Origin of the sequence: Micromonospora sp. NPDC047467 (assembly GCF_040643095.1) — a bacterium.
Lineage (GTDB): Bacteria > Actinomycetota > Actinomycetes > Mycobacteriales > Micromonosporaceae > Micromonospora.
Window position 1 is genome coordinate 647,382 of record NZ_JBEYTO010000003.1, and the last position, 19,162, is coordinate 666,543.

Genomic DNA, 19,162 nt, shown 5'->3' on the forward strand with positions numbered 1-19,162 from the left:
GCGGGCGTGAGTCAGCCGAGGTGGGCCGTGGTGGTGCCGGTGAAGCGTCTGTCGGCGGCCAAGAGCCGGCTGCGGGGCGCGCTGTCCGGCGTACCCCATGAGGAACTGGCACTGGCGCTGGCGGCCGACACGCTCCGCGCGGTGCTGGCCTGCCCGGCGGTCGCCGAGGCCCTGGTGGTCACCGACGACGCCCGCGTGGCGGCGGCGGCCCGCGCCGCCGGGGCGCGGGTGCTTCCCGACCAGCCGGACGCCGGCCTGAACGCCGCCTTCCGGCACGGCGCGGCACACACCGGCAGCGGGTGGGTGGCCGGGCTCACCGCCGACCTGCCGGCGCTGCGCCCGGCCGAGCTTGCCGGCGCGCTGCTCGCGGCCCGGACCGGCCACGACGGGGTACGCCGGTTCGTGGCGGACGCGCCCGGCACCGGCACGGTGCTGCTCGCCGCGCCACCTGGCGTTGATCTTGACCCACGGTTCGGAGTGGGCTCGGCGGTGGCGCACACGGCGAGCGGCGCCCTGCCGCTGACCGGCGACTGGCCCAGCCTGCGCCGGGACGTGGACACCGCCGGCGACCTGGCCACCGCCGCCCGGCTCGGCCTGGGGCCGCGCACCGCCGCGCTGCTGGCGGCCGGCTGCCGGGCGCGCTCCGCGAGCTGACCCCTGGGTGTACGGTGCCAGCATGCAGGGCACGGTGGCCAGCTATGACGCGGCGACACGCAGTGGGGTGCTGCTGCTCGACGACGGCACCGAGCTGCGTTTCCCCGCTCGGGCCTTCGACGCCTCCGGGTTGCGGCTGCTCCGGCTCGGTCAGCGGCTGCACATCGACACCGATCCCGACGGCGAGGTTGTCCGGGTGACATTGCCGACGATGATCTGAGCCGGCGAGGCCAAGTTCATTTTGCGTTAACCGGAATCGGGTGATTATGAGCGGGTGAGCACCCCTCGCGAGCACCCGACCAGCCCGTCCACCACCGATCCCCGCAACGGCACCCGCATCCGTGGCACCGACGGCCGCTTCGGCCCGTCGCGGGCCGAGCGGGCCGGCGCCGCCCGCGCGGACACGCTCGCCGACGATCCGGGCGCGGCCTCCTCCGGGCTCGACGAGGTCCTCGAATCCGCCGCCCCGCCCACCGAGACGGATGGCCCGGCGGCCGGCGCCGCCCTGACCGCCACCGGCGGGGAGGACGAACCCCCCGCTCCCCCGCTGCCGGAGGACCGGTTCCTCAACCGGGAGCTCTCCTGGCTCGACTTCAACGCCCGGGTGCTCACCCTCGGCGAGGACCCGCGCACCCCGCTGCTGGAGCGGGCCAAGTTCCTCGCCATCTTCGCCAGCAACCTCGACGAGTTCTACATGGTGCGGGTCGCCGGGCTGAAGCGGCGACTCTCCGCCGGTCTGCCGGTCCGTGGTGGGGACCGGCTGCCCCTGCGTACGCAGCTGGACCTGATCGCCGAGCGGGCCGCCGAGCTGGTCGCCCGGCACGCCGCCTGCTTCGTCGACGACGTGCTGCCCAAGCTGGCCGACGAGGGCATCCGCATCCTGCGCTGGGGCGAGCTGGGCGACCCGGAGCGGGAACGGCTGCGCACCTACTTCCGGGAGCACATCTTCCCGGTGCTGACCCCGCTCGCGGTCGACCCGGCACACCCGTTCCCGTACATCTCCGGGCGTTCGCTGAACCTCGCCGTCGCGGTCCGCGACCCGGACGGCGGTTCCGAGCTGTTCGCCCGGGTGAAGGTGCCCAACAACGTGCCCCGCTTCGTCCGGGTGGACCGGGACCAGCCGGGCGTACGGATGCTGCCGGTGGAGGACCTGATCTCGGTGCACCTGGGTCAGCTGTTCAGCGGCATGCAGGTGGTCGAGTGCCACCTGTTCCGGGTCACCCGCAACGCCGAGGTGGAGGTCGACGAGGACCGCGACGAGGACCTGCTCCAGGCGCTGGAACGGGAGCTGGCCCGTCGGCGTTTCGGCCCGCCCGTCCGGTTGGAGGTCGCCGCGTCGATCTCCGACCACATGCTGGAGCTGCTCGTCCGTGAGCTGGACATGGACGACCAGGACGTGTTGCGGGTGCCCGGCCTGCTGGACCTCTCGGCGCTGTGGCAGGTGTACGGCGAGGCCGACCGCCCGGATCTGAAGGACCCGCCGTTCGTGCCGGCCACCCATCCGCGGCTCGCCGAGGGCGAGGTGCCGCGCAGCGTCTTCTCCACCCTGCGCGACGGGGACATCCTGGTGCACCACCCGTACCACTCGTTCGCCACCAGCGTGCAGCGCTTCATCGAGCAGGCCGCCGCCGATGAGAACGTGCTGGCCATCAAGCAGACCCTCTACCGCACCAGCGGTGACTCGCCGATCGTCGACGCGCTGGTTGACGCGGCGGCCGCCGGCAAGCAGGTGGTGGTGCTGGTGGAGGTGAAGGCCCGCTTCGACGAGGTGGCCAACATCGGTTGGGCGCGCACCCTGGAACGCGCCGGCTGCCATGTGGTGTACGGCCTGGTCGGCCTGAAGACGCACTGCAAGACCGCGTTGGTGGTCCGGCAGGAGGGCAACCAGATCCGCCGGTACTGCCACATCGGCACCGGCAACTACCACCCGAAGACCGCCCGGCTGTACGAGGACTTCGGCATGCTCACCGCCGACCCGGAGATCGGCGCGGACCTCACCGACCTGTTCAACGTGCTCACCGGGTACAGCCGGCAGACCGCGTACCGGCGGCTGTTGGTCGCCCCGCAGGGCATCCGCAGCGGCCTCATCGAGCGGATCGAGCGGGAGATCGCCCACGTCCGACTCGGCATGCCTGGCCTGGTCCAGTTCAAGGTCAACTCCTTGGTCGACGAGGGCATCACCGACGCGCTCTACCGGGCCTCCCGGGCCGGCGTCCACGTCGACCTGCTCATCCGGGGCATGTGCACGCTGCGTCCGGGGGTGCCGGGGCTGTCGGAGAACATCCGGGTCCGCTCGATCCTCGGCCGGTTCCTGGAGCACTCCCGGGTCTTCCGTTTCGGCAACAACGGCGAGGCCGAGTTCTGGATGGGCTCGGCGGACCTGATGCACCGCAACCTGGACCGTCGGGTGGAGGCGCTGGTGCAGGTGAGCGACCCGATCGCCCGCGCCGAACTGGACCACGTGCTGACCGCCGCGATGAGCCCGGACGTGGACGCGTTCGAACTGGCCGGCGACGGCACCTGGACCCGGCGCGCGGCCGACGACGAGGGGGCCCGGGTGCATCTACAGGAACTGTTGCTGCGACGCGTCGGTGGCACCGCCGGCTGACCGATCGCGGCATAGGCTGAGCTGATGGTCGAGGAGGAGCTGAAGTACGAGGTGGACGACACCTACGTGCTGCCGGACCTGTCCGCCGTGGCCCCGGCCGGTGGTCGGGTCCGGGCGCTGCCACCGGCGACGCTCGTCGCCCGCTACCTCGACACGGTCGACCTGCGGCTGGCCCGCGCCGGTGCCTCACTGCGGCACCGCGAGGGCGACGAACTGCCGTGGACGGTGAAGCTGCCCACCGGCACCCCGGGCGTCCGGCACGAGATTTCCCGCCCCGGGCCGGTCGGGCAGCCGCCGCCGGAGCTGGTGGAGCTGGTCACCGCGCTGCACCGGGGCGCGCCACTGGCGCCGGTGACGGTGGTGCGGACGATCCGGCACGCGCACGAGGTGTGCGACAGGGCCGGCGCGGTGCTCGCCGAGGTGGTGGACGACCGGGTGACCGTGGGCGACGACGCCGGTGCGGCCACCGGCGCGTTCCGCGAGCTGGAGGTGGAGCTCAAGGCCGGCGACCGCGAGCTGCTGGACCGGATCGGCGGCGTGCTGGCCGAGGCCGGCGCCCGGGGCGGCTCCTTCACCCCGAAACACGTACGGGCGCTGGGCTCGGCGGCCCAGGCCGAGCCCGACCTGGTCGCGCCGGGCGAGCTGACGACCGACCCGAGCGCCGGCGAGGTGGTCACCGAGGTGGTCCGCAAGGAGGTACGCCGCCTGCTGACGCACGACCCGCTGGTGCGACTGCGCGCGTCGGCCGGTGGCGGTGACACCGCCGTGCACCAGATGCGGGTGGCCTCCCGACGGCTCCGCAGCGACCTGCGTACCTTCACGCCGCTGGTCCGCAGGTCGTGGTCCCGTCCGCTGCGCGCGGAGCTGCGCTGGCTGGCCGGCGTGCTCGGCGCGGCCCGCGACGCCGAGGTGCTGCGCGACCGACTGCGACGCACCGCGGCCGCCGACCCGCTCAGCTCGCTCGACCAGGGCGCGGTGGGCCGGCTGGACGACGCGCTCGCCGAACGGCAGCGGCAGGCGCTCGCCGCCATCGACGAGGCGCTGCGCTCCCCGCGTTACCTGGCCCTGGTGGACGCCCTGGTGCTGGCCGCCCGCGCGCCCCGGCTCACCCGCCGGGCGTCCGAGCCGGCAGCGCGGACGCTGCCCGCGCTGGTGGCCCGCCCGTGGAAACGGCTCACCGGCCCGGACGGCGTCGACGGGCTCGACCCGCTGGCGCCCGACGACCGCTGGCACGGGGTGCGCAAGGAAGCCAAGCAGGCCCGGTACGCGGTAAACGCGGTCCTCCCGGCGGTCAGCGGGGGCGCGCGCCGGCTGTCCCGCGCGCTGGCCCGGGTGCAGGACGTGCTCGGCGAGCACCAGGACGCGGCGGTGGCCGCGGACACCTGGCTCGGCCTCGCCGCCGACCGACCGGACGACCACGAGTTGGCGGTCACCGCCGGGCGGCTTGCCGAGCGGGAACGCGAGACGGTCCACCGGATGCGGGCCAGGTTCCCCGCCGCGTGGCACCGGGCCACCCGGCGACGGCGGACCAGATGGCTGCCGTGACGGGCATCCGAGCCGCCGGCGGGGTCTGCTGGCGTCCCACCGCCGACGGCGTACGGGTGTGCGTCGTGCACCGCCCCCGCCACGGGGACTGGACGCTGCCCAAGGGCAAGCTGGAGCCGGGCGAGCATCCGATGGTCGCGGCCGTCCGCGAGGTGGCCGAGGAGGCCGACGTACGCGGCGTGCCGCAGGTACGGCTGCCGTCGGTGCGCTACCGCAGCGAGGGGCAGGACAAGCTGGTCGACTACTGGTCGATGCGTACGGTCGCCAGCGGCGGTTTCCAGCCCGACACCGAGGTGGACGACGTGCGGTGGCTCGCCGTGGACGACGCGATCCGGCTGGTCAGCTACCCGCACGACGCCGAGGTGCTGGCCGCGTTCGCCGCGCTGCCACCGGTTACGGCCACCGTCGCGCTGGTCCGGCACGCGCACGCCGGCAAGCGGGCCACCTGGACCGGCCCGGACACCGCCCGCCCGCTCGACGACGAGGGGTGGACCCAGGCGTACGCCCTCGCCGCGCTGATCGCCCTGGTCCGGCCGGCCCGGTTGGTGTCGGCGTCGCCGCGTCGCTGCGTACAGACCCTGGACCCGGCCGCCGCACTACTCGACCTGCCGATCGAGATCTGCGGCGATCTGGACGAGCCTCAGCCAGGCCAACAGCACGACGAGCGGGTGCTCGCCACCGCCGCCCAGTTGCTGGCGCTCGCCTGCGCGGGCGGGCAGGTGGCGGTGTGCGGCCAGGGCAAGGTGCTGCCGGGCGCGTTGGAGCAGCTCACCGGCCGCGCCGACGACGATTTCACCACTCCGAAGGGCGGCGGCTGGCTGCTCGCCTTCAGCGGTGACCGGCTGCTCGCCACCGACCGCCTGTAACCGACGCCCCGCCGGGCGGCCTGGATGCCCCGAGGCCGCCGATCCGGTGTGGATCAACGTCTGTCGGGCGGTCAGCGGGGCGGCAGGGTGAGGGTCACCGCGACCGGCAGGTGATCGCTGGCCGTGCCACGCGGCGCGACCGGGTCGGTCGGGGTCACGCCGGGCGAGACGAAGACGTGGTCGATCTGCTGGCGCGGATCGTCGGCCGGGCTGGTCGCCAGCGGTCGGGCGGCCGCCATCGCGTCGACGAGACCGGCCGAGGTGAACTGCCCGAACGCCTCGTCGCCCGGCTCGGTGTTCAGGTCACCGGCCACCACCAGCGGTCGGCCGGCCGCGTACCCGGTGGCGAAGTCGGCGACCGCGCGGGCCTGGACCACCGGGCCCGTGTCGGGCGGCGGTTGCAGGTGCGTGCTGACCACGGCGAGACGGACGCCGTCGCCGAGGTCCAGGGTGACGGCGAGGGCCTGAGCGCCCGTGGGCGCACCGACGGCCGGCAGTGGGAGGGACCGCGGATCCGTGAGCGGCCAACGGCTGAGCACCGCGTCGCCCCAGACGGGGTCGGCGGCCGGCCCGAACACGTACGGCATGTCGAGGCGGTCGGAGAGCAGGTCCAGGGTGTCGTGGCCGCCGTTGAGCAGCCAGCCCCGGTCCACCTCGCTGAGCAGCACCACGTCGGGCCGCTGCCGGTCGATTGCGGCGGTCAGCCCGGCCAGGTCGAACCGGCCGTCCAGGCCGAAACCCATCCGGATGTTGTACGCCACCACCCTCAGCCGGTCCGGCGGCCCATCCCGGTTGCTGGCCACCGCCACCCGGTCGGCGAACAGCGGTGCCAGCAGAGCCAGCGCGGTGACCAGGGCCGTGGTCGGCAGTGGCGCCAGCGACCCGGCGGGCCGGTGGTCGGTCGGGGGCCGCGCCGCGACGGGACGGGCCGCGAGCGCCACGACGGCGACCAGCCCGGCGACCAGCACCGGCACCGCGCCGTTGGGGTAGCCGAGGTCGTAGGCGGAGTAGTAACCGACCGCCGCCAGCACGAAGACGAGCATTCCGGCGACGACCGCGTACCCCCGGCGGGCCGCCGCCCGTAGGGCATCCGCCGCGCCCGCACCGACGGCCGTGTCGGGTCGGCTCACCGCGTCGGTGAGAGCGAGGCAGGCACCGAGGCCGACGGCGGTGAGCAGGATGGCCGGAACGAGCAGATCACCCCGGTCGAGGGCGAAGAGCACCGCGCCCGACAGCAGGGCCGCCGGCCCGAGCGGTCGCCCCCACCGCCGTCGGGGCGGACCGGTCAGCGCCGCCAGCAGGAAACCGGCGACGGCCACCGGCACCGGCGCCAGGCCGAACAGCGGCGAGCGGGCGACGCCGTCACCGGCCACCAGGTACGACATCCCGGTCTGGGCGAGTGCCGGGGAGAGGGCCACCATGCCGGCCAGCAGCAGCACCGGCCCGGCCAGCAGCCAGGACCGGGCGCCGTCGGGGCCGGGTGGCGCGCCCTTCAACGCCGTACCGGCCAGGAACAGCGTGACCGCGACGGCGCTGAGCAGCCAGGCCACCCAGCCACCCCGCCAGGTGAGGTCGTAGGTGTCCAGCAGCGCGTGTACGGCCGCGTTGACCGCCAGCCCCAGGGCCAGCCCCGGCACCGGTCGGTCGGTGTCGCCGGCGACGCCCACCAACCAGACCAGCCCGGCGAGCAGCCCGGCGGTGGCCAACCAGAGCTGTGGACGCCCGCCTGGAGTGCTGGTGAGCGCGAGCCGGGCGGCGGCCAGCAGGACGGCCGCCGTGATGGTGACGGGACGGGCGCCCACCCGGCGGACCAGCGCCGGTGCGGCCGCCGCCAGGACGAACCAGCCGAGGGCGAACGCGCCCATCAGCTCGGCCGGGGTGGACGCGGCCTGACCGAAGATCGTGATGATGCCGGGCAGCCAGACGCGCAGCACGTCGATGAGCAGAATGACGCCCAGCGCGAGCGATCCGGTGGTGAGCTGGCGGTAGCGCACCGGCGCCCCATTTCCGTCGGCGGGCCGGCAGAGGGGGCCGGCACGGCGATTCTGCGCGTCCACGGCGGGCGGGTCAACGGCCCCGGTACGCCCAAAGGGCGCCCACCGCGCGGGTGGACGCCCTGTGGATCGAGGGTCGGTCAGCGCTTGCTGGCCGCCTTCTTGGCCGGAGCCTTCTTCGCGGGAGCCTTCTTGGCCGCCGTGGTCTTGCTCGCCGCCGCGGTGGTCTTCTTCGCCGTGGTGGACTTGGCCGCCGCGGCGCTCTTCTTCGTCGGCGCGGCCTTCTTGCTGGCGACCGTCTTGGTCGCCGTGGTGCTCTTGCTCGCCTTGGCCGGGGCGGTCTTCTTGCTGGCCGCCGTCTTGGTCGCCGTGGCGGTCTTGCTCGCCTTGGCCGGGGCGGTCTTCTTGCTGGCCGCCGTCTTGGTCGCCGTGGCGGTCTTGCTCGCCTTGGCCGGAGCGGTCGTCTTACTGGCCGCCTTGGTGGCGGTGGCCTTGGTGCCAGCGGCCTTGGCCGTCGTGGTGGCGGTCTTCTTGGCCGCCACCGTGGCCTTCGGCACCTTGCCGCTGGCCACCATCTCCTTGAACCCGGCGCCCGCACGGAAGGTCGGGACGGATGTCTTCTTGACCTTCACCGCCTCGCCGGTACGCGGGTTGCGCGCTGTTCGTGCGCCACGCACACGCTTTTCGAATGCTCCGAATCCGGTGATCGCCACCTTCTCGCCCTTGGTGACCGCCGCCTGGACCTCAGTGAGGACCGCGTCGAGCGCGGCCGTCGCCGTCTTCCGGTCCCCCAGGCGAACGGCGAGCGCCTCGATGAGCTCGGCTTTGTTCACGACTTCCTCCCGATTGTGCAACTGACTCGACGCGAGCCATTCTGCGCGCACGGTATGCCCTGTGCTGCCTGGACACAAACATTCGGTAGAAAAAAGCCCTTGTGTCGTAACGGATTCGCCCCCACCGGTTGGACCGGTGAGGGCGAATCCGATGTGCGGATGGGCGTACGGGCTATGCCACCGAGGGCAGGAACGGCAGTCGACCCGCCTCGTACGAGTCGATGTCGGCGGCGTGCCGGAGGGTGAGTCCAATGTCGTCCAGACCCTCCAACAGGCGCCACCGGCTGAAGTCGTCCAGCGGGAACGACCACGTGGCGTCCCCTGCCCGGAGCTGTCGGGCGGTCAGGTCGACCGTCACCGGAGTGGTCGGATCGGCCTCGACCAGATCCCACAACTCCTCGACGGCTTTCAATTCCAACTCGACCGGCAGCAGGCCCTCCTTGAGGGCATTGCCGCGGAAGATGTCACCGAAACGCGGCGACACCACGGCGCGGAAGCCCCAGTCCCGCAGCGCCCAGACGGCATGCTCCCGGGAGGAGCCGGTGCCGAACTCCGGGCCGGCGATGAGGATCGACGCACCGGAATAGGATTCATCGTTGAGCACGAATGTCGGATCTTCCCGCCAGGCGTTGAACAGCCCGTCGGCGAACCCGGTGCGGGTCACCCTCTTGAGGTACACGGCCGGGATGATCTGATCCGTGTCCACGTTGGACCGCCGCAACGGCACGGCGGTGCCGGTGTGGGTGGTGAACTTGTCCATCTCCTCGGTCCCTTCTACAGATCGGCGGGGGCGGCCAGCCGGCCGACCACGGCGGTGGCGGCGGCGACCGGCGGGGAGACCAGGTGGGTACGCCCACCCCGGCCCTGCCGGCCCTCGAAGTTGCGGTTCGAGGTGGAGGCGGAGCGCTCGCCCGGCTTCAGCGTGTCGGGGTTCATTCCCAGACACATGGAGCAGCCGGCGAACCGCCACTCGGCGCCAGCGTCGGCGAAGACCTTGTCCAGCCCTTCGGCCTCGGCGGCCTCCCGCACGGCGGCGGAGCCGGGCACCACGAGCATCCGGACCCCGTCGGCGACCCGGTGGCCGCGCAGAACGTCGGCGGCGGCCCGCAGGTCCTCCAGGCGACCGTTGGTGCAGGAGCCCACGAAGACCACGTCGATGGGGAGTTCCCGCAGCGGGGTGCCGGGGCGCAGGTCCATGTACTCCAGCGCGCGGCGGGCGGCGACCCGCTCCGAGTCGGTGGTGAACTCCTCCGGGTCCGGCACGGGCGCACTGAGCGGCGCGCCCTGCCCGGGGTTGGTGCCCCAGGTGACGAACGGCGTGACCTGGCTGGCGTCCAGGGTCACCTCGGCGTCGAAGCGGGCGTCCTCGTCGGTGGGCAGCGTCCGCCACCAGGCCAGCGCCGCGTCCCAGTCCGCGCCCTGCGGCGCGTTCGGGCGACCCTTGAGGTACGCGAAGGTCGTCTCGTCCGGCGCGATCATGCCGGCCTTGGCGCCCCACTCGATGGACATGTTGGCGATGGTCATCCGCCCCTCCATGGAGAGGGAGCGGATCGCCTCGCCGCGGTACTCGACGATGTGACCACGACCACCGCCGGTGCCGACCTGGGTGATCAGCGCCAACACCAGGTCCTTGGCGGTGACGCCGGGGGCGAGCTGGCCGGTGACGTTCACGGCCATGGTCTTCGGGCGGCTCTGCGGCAGCGTCTGGGTGGCGAGCACGTGCTCGACCTCACTGGTGCCGATGCCGAAGGCGAGCGCGCCGAACGCGCCGTGGGTGGCGGTGTGCGAGTCGCCACAGACGATGGTCATGCCCGGCTGGGTCACCCCGAGCTGCGGGCCGATGACGTGCACGATGCCCTGGTTCTCGTCACCGAGCGGGTGCAGTCGCACGCCGAACTCGGCGCAGTTGCGGCGCAGCGTCTCGATCTGCGTCCGCGACGTCGGGTCCGCGATGGTGAGCAGGTCACCACGGCGGAGCCGGAAGGCCGGGTCGTCGTACCCGGTCGGGGTGTTGTGGTCCTCGGTCGCGAGCGTCAGGTCGGTTCGGCGCACCCGGCGACCGGCGAGCCGCAGCCCGTCGAACGCCTGCGGGCTGGTCACCTCGTGCAGCAGGTGCAGGTCGATGAAGAGCAGGTCCGGCTCACCAGCGGCGGACCGAACGACGTGCGCGTCCCAAACCTTTTCGGCCAGGGTCCTCGGCTCAGGAGTGACTCCCACCATCTGGACATCCTAAATTCTGGGAGGTATGTTTCGGCTTGTGGGACACAGTATGAGCGGTGTTGGCGTTCTCGACAAGGCGGTGGTCATCCTGGCCGCCTGTGTCGACGGCGCCAGCCTGGCCGAACTCGTTGAACGCACGAAGCTGCCGCGGGCCACCGCGCACCGGCTGGCGCAGGCGTTGGAGATCCATCGGATGCTGGTCCGGGACACCCAGGGGCGCTGGCGCCCCGGCCCGCGGTTGGGCGAGTTGGCCAACGCGGCACCCGACGTTCTGCTGACCGCCGCCGAGCCGCTACTGGCCGCGCTGCGCGACGCCACAGGTGAGAGCGCGCAGCTCTACCTGCGCCGCGCCGACGAGCGGATCTGCGTGGCGGCGGCGGAGCGCGCCAGCGGCCTCCGGGACACCGTTCCGGTCGGCTCGGTGCTGCCGATGACCGCCGGCTCCGCCGCCCAGATCCTGCTCGCCTGGGAGCCGCCGGAGGCGGTGATGCCGCTGCTGCCGCGCAGCAAGTTCACCGGCCGCACCCTCGCCGAGGTACGCCGCCGAGGCTGGGCGCAGAGCGTCGCCGAGCGCGAGGCGGGTGTGGCGAGCGTCTCCGCACCGATCCGCGACCGCACCGGCCGTGTGATCGCCTCAGTCAGCATCTCCGGCCCCATAGAGCGCCTGGGCCGCCGCCCCGGCGAGCGCCACGCCATGGCGGTGGTGAGAGCCGGCCAACGCCTCTCCGGCCTCTGACCCGACGCGGTGATCATGAAGTTGGCGTCACCGACACCGGCGTGTCGCGCCGCTAACTTCATGATCACCGCCAGGTGAGCGGGTACGGAGAAAGGCTCGTCTCGCTTTCGCGAGACGAGCCTTTCTGGTTGTAGCCCCGACCGGATTCGAACCGGCGCTACCGCCTTGAGAGGGCGGCGTCCTGGGCCACTAGACGACGGGGCCAGAACTTTCCTGTTCACCGCCCTCGCGGGCGGTGCGGCTTGTAGTCTAGCGGCACCATCACCGGGTTCGAGCACGGGGTGCACGCCCATCGGCAGGCTCTGCGGGTGGACACGAAACAGCCCGCCTCACCAGGTGAGACGGGCTGTGCACAGATGTAGCCCCGACCGGATTCGAACCGGCGCTACCGCCTTGAGAGGGCGGCGTCCTGGGCCACTAGACGACGGGGCCAGAACATGCTTTCGCTCCTCGACCCTCGCGGGCAGAGGAGCTGCACTCTACCGGAGATCACTCTCCGCCCCCGCTAAGGGGCGGAGTCGAACTCCGTCAGAATCCAGCGTCCGGGATTCTCGCGAATCCCAGCTGCGCTGGGGTACCAGGACTCGAACCTAGACTAACTGAACCAGAATCAGTCGGGCTGCCAATTACCCCATACCCCATTGGCACCTTGCGGCGCCGGGAGTGAACATTACCCTCCCGGTGCCGGCAGGCCAAATCCGATCCCCCCGAAACACCTGTGAGCTGCGGAAACGGGGGCATCGGACGGATCAGGCGACGGGGACCACCGGGTTGCTGAGCTCACCGATGCCCTCGATCCGCACGGTGACGGTATCCCCCTCCACGAGCGGGCTAACCCCCGCCGGCGTGCCGGTGAGAACCACGTCGCCGGGCAGCAGCGTCATCACGTGCGAGATGTACGACACCAGGCCGGCCACGTCGAAGACCATGTCCTTCGTCCGGCCAAGCTGGCGCACCTCCATCTCGTCGGGGTTGCGACCCACCTCACACCGGATCTCCAGGTCGGAGACGTCCAGCCCGGTGGTGATCCACGGACCGATGGGGCAGAACGAGTCGAAGCCCTTGGCCCGGGTCCACTGCCCGTCGGAGCGTTGGAGGTCCCGTGCGGTGACGTCGTTGGCGCAGGTGTAGCCGAAGATGGCACGTTCGGCGGCGGCCCGGTCGGCGCGGCGGGCACCCGGCGCGCCGATCACGACCGCCAGTTCCGCCTCGTGCTCGACCTGCTTGGAGAAGATCGGCAGCCGGATGGCGTCCCGGGGGCCGATCACCGAGGTGGACGGCTTGAGAAAGAGCAACGGCTCCTTGGGTACGTCGTTGCCGAGTTCGGCGGCGTGGTCGGCGTAGTTGCGGCCCACGCAGACCACCTTGCTGGGCAGGATCGGCGAGAGAAGCCGGACGTCGGAGAGGGCCCAGCGGGCCCCACTGAAGGACAGTTTGCCGAACGGGTGACCTTCGATCTCGGCGATGGTCAGGCCCTGCGGCCCGGCCTCCGGTTCGCCCTCGACGGCACCGAACGACATTCCCTTGGCATGAGCGAAACGAGCGATACGCACCTGGCCAATCTAGCCCCGCCGACGGGTCCACCGGCCACGACCGGCTGCGGGGTGTGCGCAACCCGTCAACGCGGCGGCACCCTACCGGCCGCCAGGGTGACCGGGGCGAGATTCCTGACTTCGTACCCGCACGGAGGGAGCACGCCCTTAGCGTCGGCTCCGGAGGTTCGTTCGTATGCCTGCATCGACACGACACCACAGAGCCCTCGCAGTGTTCGTCCACTGCCTCGGCATCCTCGCCGCCGTGCCGGCCCTGCCCGCGGTGGCCCCGGAGGCGGCGGCCGTGCCACGACCACCGGCCGTCACGCCACAACCAACGGCACCCACGCCAGGACCGACGGCGGTCACACCGCCCGCGCCCGTCAGCCCGCCGCCCGCGGTGGCGGTGGTCGCCCGGCCACCCGCGGCGGCGAGCGCGGAGCCCACCCCGCCGTCGGCGCCACCGGCGATGGCGCCGCCGTCGCGGACACCGGCGTCGGTGCCCGCGCCGCCGGTCACCGTGGCGGTCGCGCCGGAGAGCAGCCCAGCGCCGCGGTACCGGATCCACGTGCGCAACGTGGGCGACTCGCCGGTCGACACGACGGTGCGCCAGGAGTTGCCCTCCGGGTCGTCGCCCACCTCGATCAGCGACGGCGGCCGGTCCACCCGTTCCGGTGGGTCCGCCACCGAGGTGACGTGGCGGCTGCGGCTGCCCGCGCACAGCACGACCACGCTGGGCACCGCGCTGGCCGCGACCGCGCCGGGCCAGGCACTGACCGCGCCGGCCTGTGCCTTCACCAGCGACGGCAGCCGGCCGTACGACTGCGCGTCGGCCACCTGGCAGGCGGCGGGCACACCGGCGGCCGAGGTCACCGACGCGCAGCCGCTCTGGCGGCAGACCCCGGTGCTGCTGGCCGGCCTGGCGGTTCTGCTGCTGCTGCTCGGTGCCGCCCTGTTCTGGGTGTGGCGTCGTCGGCGCGGCCGGCGGGTGACCGCGGCCGCCCTGTCCAGCGGCGGCGGATCAGACGACAGGCGCGGAACGATCTATCCGCGTCCGGCCACCCCGAGCCCGGTGCGGCGTCGGCGCACCCCGCCGGTCGCCCTGCTGGTCGGCGCGGCCGTGGTGGTGCTGGCCGCCGTGGTCGGCACGGCCGGCTGGACGGCGACCCGGCGGGTCTCCGAGATCGACACCCAGAAACAGCCGACCAGCGGCGCGTGGATGGGCACCGGGGTGTCCGGGCCGGTGGGCGTGCCGCTGCGCGAGTCGGCGTTCGAGTTCACCGTCTACCGGATGTCCTGCGGCGCGCACGGCAGCGCGGGCGCGGCCGACGGGGGCACTGCGGCTCCGGCCTCCGGCCGGCGGTGTCAGGCCACCGTGGGGGTGCGCAACGTCACCGGCGACCAGCAGCCCTGGCACGGCCAGATGCAACGGGTCTACCTGCCCGGCGGTCGCTGGGTGAGCACCGACGAGCCGGCCACCCGGGCGGCCAACCTGGGCCGGGACGTCTTCGCCAACCCGGTGGCCGCCGGCAGTCGGGTGGTGCTGCCGCTGGTCTTCACCGTCGACGGGCGGGACCCGCCCCGACAGTTGGAGCTGCGCAGCGGCGTCTTCTCCGCCGGTGTGCGGGTGCAGATGCCCTGACCGGTGGTCGGGCGGCGGTCGTACCCTGGGGTCCGTGACCGCCGCCCTCGCCCCCGCCGTGCTCGACGTGGCGACCTGGCAGGCCCGTCGCCGGGCCCACGAGGAGCGGGTGGACGTCTGGCTGACCCCGCACCTGGCCCGTCGGCGTCGGGGCGAGCGGCATCCGGTGGCCGACTTCCTGTTCACCTACTACTCGCACCGGCCGGCCCAGCTGCGCCGTTGGCATCCGGGCGCGGGGGTCGAGCTGCGCGACGCGGATCCGGCCGACTTCGGCCGGGACTACCGCGCCACCGCCGCCGGGGTCACCCTCGACACCGATGCGGTACGCGAGCGGCGTGGCGAGTCGATCGGGTGGATCCGCTCCCTGCTCGTGGCCACCGCGGGGCGGGCGCCACACTTCGGCTGCTTCGGGATGCACGAATGGGCGATGGTCTACCGGCAGACCCGCGAGGAGTTGCGGCACAACGCCTGGCCGTTGCGGCTGGATCCGGAGCGGACCGCCACGGTCGTCGAGGAGCGCGGGGTGCGGTGCAGCCACTTCGACGCGTACCGGTTCTTCACCCCGCCGGCCCGCCCGTTGAACCTGCTCACACCGACCCGGGACACCCAGCACGAGCACGAGCAGCCGGGCTGTCTACACGCCAACATGGACGTCTACAAATGGGCGTACAAGCTGTCGCCGCTGGTGCCCTCGGAGCTGGTGGCGGACTGTTTCGAGCTGGCCCGGGAGATCCGCGCCCTCGACATGCGGGCCAGCCCGTACGACCTGGCGGCGCTCGGCTACCCGCCGGTGCGGGTGGAGACGCCGGAGGGCCGGGCGGAGTACGCCGCCGCGCAGCGCGGCTTCGCCGACCGGGCCGGCGTGCTGCGCGATCGGCTGCTCGCGGCCGTCCCGGCCTGAGCGATGGGCGATCGGCTGCTCGCGGCCGTCCCGGCCTGAGCGAAGGGCGACCGGCTGCTCGCAGGGCCGTCCCGGCCTGACCGGGGCGGGCGCGGTCAGCTCGCCGGCCGGGTCCGCAGGCCGTCGATGAGCAGCGCGATGACCGCCGCCAGGTCGTCGTCGAGGCCGGGCTCGCTCCACTCGGCCCGGTGTGCGGGGTGGTGGAAGCGGGCGGTGGCCTGCAACAGCGCCCGGCCGGCCACCGCCGGGTCGGGGACGCTGAACTCGCCAGCCGCCATCCCGTCGGCGACGATCAGGCTGAGCTGACCGGCGAGGACCTCCAGGTGTTTGGCGACCGCTCCCTCGGAGAGGGTGGCGAGCTGGTGGAAGTTGTCGAACAGCTCCGGGTCCTCCCGGGCCATCCGGCGCTTGGTGCCGCTCAGCTCGGCCAGCCACCGACGCAGCCGCTGCGGGGCGGGGCCGGCGCCGGTGGCCACCTCGACGAGCGGGGTGGAGACCCGGGCCAGCCAGCGTTCGGCGACCGCGTCGCGTAGCGCGGCCTTGCTGGCGAAGTGCCGGTAGACGCTGCCGTGGCTGACGCCCAGCGCGCGGGCGACGTCCAGCACGGTGGCCTTGGCCGGCCCGTACCGGCGTAGCGCCTCCTCGGCGGTGTCGAGGATGCGGTCGGCCGTCAGGGCGGTGGCGTCGCTCATCACACCAGCCTCCCTGACCGCGTCCACGGCCGTGGCGCGACCCCCGGGTGGCGGTCGCGCCACGGCCGGGCGGTCACGCCCGCTCGCTGTCCAGGAACGCCATCTGCGCCTCGGCGTAGCGGCTGCCGGCTGCCGCGTCGGCCGGGATGGCGGCCTCGATGGCGGCCAGGTCCGCGTCGGTCAGGACGACTGCGGTCGCGCCCAGTGCCTCGGTGAGCCGGTCCCGGCGGCGGGCGCCGACCAGGGGCACGATGGTCTCGCCACGGGCGAGCACCCAGGCGATGGCGATCTGCGCCACGGTGACGCCGCGGGCCTCGGCGATGGCGCGCAGGGCGTCCACCAGGGCCAGGTTGCGGTCCAGGTTCGCGCCGGAGAACCGGGGCAGGTGGCTGCGGAAGTCGGTGGCGACGGTGTCCCGCCGCGCCGTCCAGTGGCCGCTGATCAGGCCACGGGACAGCACCCCGTACGCGGTGACCCCCACGCCCAGCTCGCGGGCCGTCGGCAGGATGTCGGTCTCCGGGTTGCGGGAGATCAGCGAGTATTCGATCTGGAGGTCGGTGATCGGGTGCACGGCGTGTGCCCGGCGCAGCGTCTCCGCGCTCACCTCGGACAGGCCGATGTGCCGGATGTGGCCGGCCTTGACGAGCTCGGCCAGGGTGCCCACCACCTCCTCCACCGGAACATCGGACGCGAGGCGGGACGGGCGGTAGATGTCGACGTGGTCGGTGCCGAGCCGGCGCAGCGTGTACGCGAGGAAGTTCTTGATCGCGGCGGGCCGGAGGTCGTAGCCGTTCCAGCCACCGTCGGCGTCGCGCAGGGCGCCGAACTTGACGCTGATCACGGCGTCGTCCCGGTCGCGACCGCGCAGCGCCTCGCGCAGCAGCAGCTCGTTGTGGCCCATCCCGTAGAAGTCGCCGGTGTCCAGCAGGGTGATGCCGGCGTCCAGGGCGGCGTGGATGGTGGCGATGCTCTCGGCCTCGTCGGCGTCGCCGTAGAGGTCGGACATGCCCATCAGGCCGAGGCCGAGGGCGGAGACGGTCGGACCGGTGGTGCCGAGGGTGCGGGTGTCCATGGGGTGTTCCTCTCCTGGATGACTCACTCACCATACATACTTCGGCTGACAGATTCCAGATTCTGTCACTCGATAGTCCGATGATCTCCCGCAGGAGCGGTTCTCGATGATGGTTCGACTACTCGCCGTCGACGCGGCGGTCGCGCTTGCGCTGCGACTGGCGCTTCTTCTCGGCCAGCCGGCGCTCCTTGGCGCCTCGCGACGGCCGGGTGGCGCGTCGAGGTGGCGGCGGGGGTGCCGCGGCTTCACGCAGCAGCGCCACCATCCGCTCACGGGCCGCCTCCCGGTTGGCGAGCTGCGCCCGGTGCTCGCTGGCCGCGATCGTCAGCACCCCGTCCACCAGACGGTTGGCGAGCCGCTCCAACGCCCGCGTCCGCACCCAGTCGGGCACGGACGGGGAGTTGGCCAGGTCGTAGCTCAGCTCGACCCGGGAGTCGGCGGTGTTCACGCCCTGCCCACCCGGCCCGGACGAGCGGGAGAAGCGCTCCCGCAGCTCCCCGGCGGGGACGACCCACCGGTCGGTCACCCGCAGTCCGTCGTCCACGCCCCGAGGCTAACCCGCACCGGCGCGCCGAGGATCACCGGTGCGGAGGCTCACTCAGCGTCGAGGACGGGCTGGGCGTCGGGCCGGCCGTCTCGTCGTCGGAGCCGACCGCCGCGTACGCCACCGCGCCGAACAGCAGCAACCCGATCACCGCGGCTTTCACGGCGACCCCCCGGATCAGCAACCAGGCGCCACGGCGTGCAGTTGGCACCGTTTTCTTGACCGTCTGGTAGTCGGTCCACCCGCGTCGCGCCCGCGCGTACGCCGACCCCACCGCACATCCGATGACCAGGCCCACCAGCAGGAGGACCGTGAGAAGAGGACGCTCCACCTCCGCCAGTATCCATACGGAGCGTCATATTTCCATGATTTGATGCCGTCCGGCCGGATATCCGACACTGCCGGCGGCCGAACCGGCCGCCGGCAGCTGTCCGGGCAGCTCAGCCGCCCTTGCCGATGATCGTGTCGGCGGTCTGCTGCACCTGGTCGATCGGGATGGCGAAGCCGATGCCGATCGACCCGTTGCCGTCGATGGTGGCGATCGCGGTGTTCACCCCGACCACCTCCCCACGGGCGTTGACCAGCGGCCCGCCCGAGTTGCCGGGATTGATCGACGCGTCGGTCTGCACGGCGCTGTGCCGGTTGTTGCCCAGCCGCACCTGACGGTCCAACGCGCTCACGATGCCCGCGGTGACCGTGCCGGACAGGCCGAGCGGCGAGCCCACCGCCAGCACCGGCTCACCGACCCGGGTGGCACCCGGCTTGGCCAGCGGCAACGGGGCGAGCCCGGCCGACGGCGGCACCTTCAGCACCGCCAGGTCGCTGCGCGGCTCCCGGCCGACCACCTCGGCTTCGTACCGGCGGCCGTCGGGCAGCTCCACGGTCACCGGCCCACCGCCCCCCTTGGCCAGGATGTGGTCGTTGGTGACGAGGTGCTGCTGGTCGTCGATGGCGAACCCCGAGCCGGTCGCGGACGCGCCGTTCGCGCCGCCGGCGAGCACCGAGACCACGCCGGGCACGGTCCGCTCGGCGGCGGTGACCAGCTCCGCCGGCACCGGGGCGGCCGACGCCGCCGCCGGACCGGCGGCACCGTCCCGGCTGGCCACCACGCCGCCGGCCAGAGCGCCCGAGACGGCGGAGACGGCCACCACTCCCAGCACGGCGAGCAGCCGGCCCGAACGCCGCCCGCCGGGATCCCGCCCCGAGCCGGGCGCGTCCCACCACCCGCGCCCGTCCGGGTCGAGTTCGGGCGAGATGAACCAGGGACCGCGCGGTTCACCCAGTCCGGTCTGCACAGCCATGCGTACTCCTCACGGTCGACGT

At 73.1% G+C, this 19,162-nt stretch carries 18 protein-coding genes and 3 tRNA genes; 8 read left to right on the forward strand and 13 right to left on the reverse strand.

Annotation, left to right across the window (positions count from 1 at the left end):
* Window positions 1–6: 6 nt before the first annotated feature.
* The 5 genes from cofC to ABZ780_RS11670 are packed head-to-tail and all read left to right on the forward strand — an operon-like array spanning window position 7 to window position 5,673.
* On the forward strand, window positions 7–654 hold the full coding sequence (cofC, locus tag ABZ780_RS11650; protein WP_357485747.1) for a 2-phospho-L-lactate guanylyltransferase: 648 nt from the start codon (window positions 7–9) through the stop codon (window positions 652–654).
* Window positions 655–676: 22 nt separating this feature from the next.
* Complete coding sequence (locus tag ABZ780_RS11655) at window positions 677–874, forward strand: cold-shock protein (protein WP_151489789.1); 198 nt, start codon at window positions 677–679, stop codon at window positions 872–874.
* A gap of 54 nt (window positions 875–928) precedes the next feature.
* Window positions 929–3,262 carry an RNA degradosome polyphosphate kinase gene (locus tag ABZ780_RS11660; RefSeq protein WP_357011447.1) on the forward strand — a complete coding sequence of 778 codons (2,334 nt, stop codon included), beginning with the start codon at window positions 929–931 and terminating at the stop codon, window positions 3,260–3,262.
* Window positions 3,263–3,286: 24 nt separating this feature from the next.
* The gene (locus ABZ780_RS11665) at window positions 3,287–4,807 is read left to right on the forward strand and encodes a CYTH and CHAD domain-containing protein (RefSeq protein ID WP_357485749.1); all 1,521 of its coding nucleotides are present in this window, start codon (window positions 3,287–3,289) and stop codon (window positions 4,805–4,807) included.
* Window positions 4,795–5,673, forward strand: a complete 879-nt coding sequence (locus ABZ780_RS11670; protein WP_357011443.1) for an NUDIX hydrolase — start codon at window positions 4,795–4,797, stop codon at window positions 5,671–5,673. Before ABZ780_RS11665 ends, ABZ780_RS11670 begins: the two co-directional genes overlap by 13 nt.
* Window positions 5,674–5,744: 71 nt before the next feature.
* On the opposite strand, the gene ABZ780_RS11675 is transcribed toward ABZ780_RS11670, so the two are convergent.
* The 4 genes from ABZ780_RS11675 to leuC form a co-directional block, all read right to left on the reverse strand.
* Window positions 5,745–7,667, reverse strand: coding sequence for an endonuclease/exonuclease/phosphatase family protein (locus ABZ780_RS11675; RefSeq protein ID WP_357485750.1), 1,923 nt, complete (start codon window positions 7,665–7,667; stop codon window positions 5,745–5,747).
* 140 nt (window positions 7,668–7,807) lie between these two features.
* Window positions 7,808–8,500 carry an HU family DNA-binding protein gene (locus tag ABZ780_RS11680; RefSeq protein WP_357485752.1) on the reverse strand — a complete coding sequence of 231 codons (693 nt, stop codon included), beginning with the start codon at window positions 8,498–8,500 and terminating at the stop codon, window positions 7,808–7,810.
* 172 nt (window positions 8,501–8,672) lie between these two features.
* Window positions 8,673–9,260, reverse strand: a complete 588-nt coding sequence (gene leuD / locus ABZ780_RS11685) for a 3-isopropylmalate dehydratase small subunit (protein WP_357011437.1) — start codon at window positions 9,258–9,260, stop codon at window positions 8,673–8,675.
* Between the two features lie 14 nt (window positions 9,261–9,274).
* Window positions 9,275–10,720 (reverse strand): 3-isopropylmalate dehydratase large subunit, encoded by a 1,446-nt coding sequence (gene leuC, locus ABZ780_RS11690; protein WP_357485754.1) that lies wholly within the window; start codon window positions 10,718–10,720, stop codon window positions 9,275–9,277.
* Window positions 10,721–10,769: 49 nt separating this feature from the next.
* Between leuC and ABZ780_RS11695 the strand changes: the two genes are divergently transcribed.
* Window positions 10,770–11,456 (forward strand): IclR family transcriptional regulator, encoded by a 687-nt coding sequence (locus ABZ780_RS11695; RefSeq protein WP_007456408.1) that lies wholly within the window; start codon window positions 10,770–10,772, stop codon window positions 11,454–11,456.
* Between the two features lie 131 nt (window positions 11,457–11,587).
* Here ABZ780_RS11695 and ABZ780_RS11700 read toward each other — a convergent pair.
* From ABZ780_RS11700 to ABZ780_RS11715, 4 genes are all read right to left on the reverse strand, one after another.
* Window positions 11,588–11,660, reverse strand: a tRNA-Glu gene (locus ABZ780_RS11700).
* Between the two features lie 155 nt (window positions 11,661–11,815).
* A tRNA-Glu gene (locus tag ABZ780_RS11705) sits at window positions 11,816–11,888 on the reverse strand.
* A 137-nt stretch (window positions 11,889–12,025) separates the two neighbouring features.
* Window positions 12,026–12,097 (reverse strand) — tRNA-Gln (locus ABZ780_RS11710).
* A 108-nt stretch (window positions 12,098–12,205) separates the two neighbouring features.
* Window positions 12,206–13,009 carry a fumarylacetoacetate hydrolase family protein gene (locus ABZ780_RS11715; RefSeq protein WP_357011433.1) on the reverse strand — a complete coding sequence of 268 codons (804 nt, stop codon included), beginning with the start codon at window positions 13,007–13,009 and terminating at the stop codon, window positions 12,206–12,208.
* A gap of 175 nt (window positions 13,010–13,184) precedes the next feature.
* Between ABZ780_RS11715 and ABZ780_RS11720 the strand changes: the two genes are divergently transcribed.
* Window positions 13,185–14,630, forward strand: a complete 1,446-nt coding sequence (locus ABZ780_RS11720; RefSeq protein WP_357485756.1) for a hypothetical protein — start codon at window positions 13,185–13,187, stop codon at window positions 14,628–14,630.
* A gap of 34 nt (window positions 14,631–14,664) precedes the next feature.
* Window positions 14,665–15,531, forward strand: coding sequence for a 3-methyladenine DNA glycosylase (locus ABZ780_RS11725; protein WP_357485757.1), 867 nt, complete (start codon window positions 14,665–14,667; stop codon window positions 15,529–15,531).
* Between the two features lie 95 nt (window positions 15,532–15,626).
* Here ABZ780_RS11725 and ABZ780_RS11730 read toward each other — a convergent pair whose 3' ends face one another.
* The 5 genes from ABZ780_RS11730 to ABZ780_RS11750 all read right to left on the reverse strand — a co-directional run bounded on the left by ABZ780_RS11730 (window position 15,627) and on the right by ABZ780_RS11750 (window position 19,140).
* Complete coding sequence (locus ABZ780_RS11730) at window positions 15,627–16,223, reverse strand: TetR family transcriptional regulator (RefSeq protein WP_357011427.1); 597 nt, start codon at window positions 16,221–16,223, stop codon at window positions 15,627–15,629.
* A 73-nt stretch (window positions 16,224–16,296) separates the two neighbouring features.
* On the reverse strand, window positions 16,297–17,295 hold the full coding sequence (locus tag ABZ780_RS11735; RefSeq protein WP_357011425.1) for an aldo/keto reductase: 999 nt from the start codon (window positions 17,293–17,295) through the stop codon (window positions 16,297–16,299).
* 118 nt (window positions 17,296–17,413) lie between these two features.
* Window positions 17,414–17,839 carry an alternative ribosome rescue aminoacyl-tRNA hydrolase ArfB gene (gene arfB / locus ABZ780_RS11740; protein ID WP_357011423.1) on the reverse strand — a complete coding sequence of 142 codons (426 nt, stop codon included), beginning with the start codon at window positions 17,837–17,839 and terminating at the stop codon, window positions 17,414–17,416.
* A 34-nt stretch (window positions 17,840–17,873) separates the two neighbouring features.
* Window positions 17,874–18,170, reverse strand: coding sequence for a hypothetical protein (locus tag ABZ780_RS11745; RefSeq protein ID WP_357011421.1), 297 nt, complete (start codon window positions 18,168–18,170; stop codon window positions 17,874–17,876).
* Between the two features lie 109 nt (window positions 18,171–18,279).
* Window positions 18,280–19,140: a trypsin-like peptidase domain-containing protein gene (locus ABZ780_RS11750; RefSeq protein ID WP_357011419.1), complete on the reverse strand. Its 861-nt coding sequence runs from the start codon at window positions 19,138–19,140 to the stop codon at window positions 18,280–18,282.
* Window positions 19,141–19,162: the final 22 nt, after the last annotated feature.

What these genes read in the sequence shown, in the direction of transcription:
- ABZ780_RS11655 (WP_151489789.1), top strand. Translation starts at nt 677, where the DNA reads ATGCAGGGCACGGTGGCCAGCTATGACGCGGCGACACGCAGTGGGGTG.
- ABZ780_RS11665 (WP_357485749.1), top strand. Translation starts at nt 3,287, where the DNA reads ATGGTCGAGGAGGAGCTGAAGTACGAGGTGGACGACACCTACGTGCTG.
- ABZ780_RS11670 (WP_357011443.1), top strand. Translation starts at nt 4,795, where the DNA reads ATGGCTGCCGTGACGGGCATCCGAGCCGCCGGCGGGGTCTGCTGGCGT.
- leuD (WP_357011437.1), bottom strand. Translation starts at nt 9,260, where the DNA reads ATGGACAAGTTCACCACCCACACCGGCACCGCCGTGCCGTTGCGGCGG.
- leuC (WP_357485754.1), bottom strand. Translation starts at nt 10,720, where the DNA reads ATGGTGGGAGTCACTCCTGAGCCGAGGACCCTGGCCGAAAAGGTTTGG.
- ABZ780_RS11695 (WP_007456408.1), top strand. Translation starts at nt 10,770, where the DNA reads ATGAGCGGTGTTGGCGTTCTCGACAAGGCGGTGGTCATCCTGGCCGCC.
- ABZ780_RS11720 (WP_357485756.1), top strand. Translation starts at nt 13,185, where the DNA reads ATGCCTGCATCGACACGACACCACAGAGCCCTCGCAGTGTTCGTCCAC.
- ABZ780_RS11730 (WP_357011427.1), bottom strand. Translation starts at nt 16,223, where the DNA reads ATGAGCGACGCCACCGCCCTGACGGCCGACCGCATCCTCGACACCGCC.
- ABZ780_RS11735 (WP_357011425.1), bottom strand. Translation starts at nt 17,295, where the DNA reads ATGGACACCCGCACCCTCGGCACCACCGGTCCGACCGTCTCCGCCCTC.
- ABZ780_RS11750 (WP_357011419.1), bottom strand. Translation starts at nt 19,140, where the DNA reads ATGGCTGTGCAGACCGGACTGGGTGAACCGCGCGGTCCCTGGTTCATC.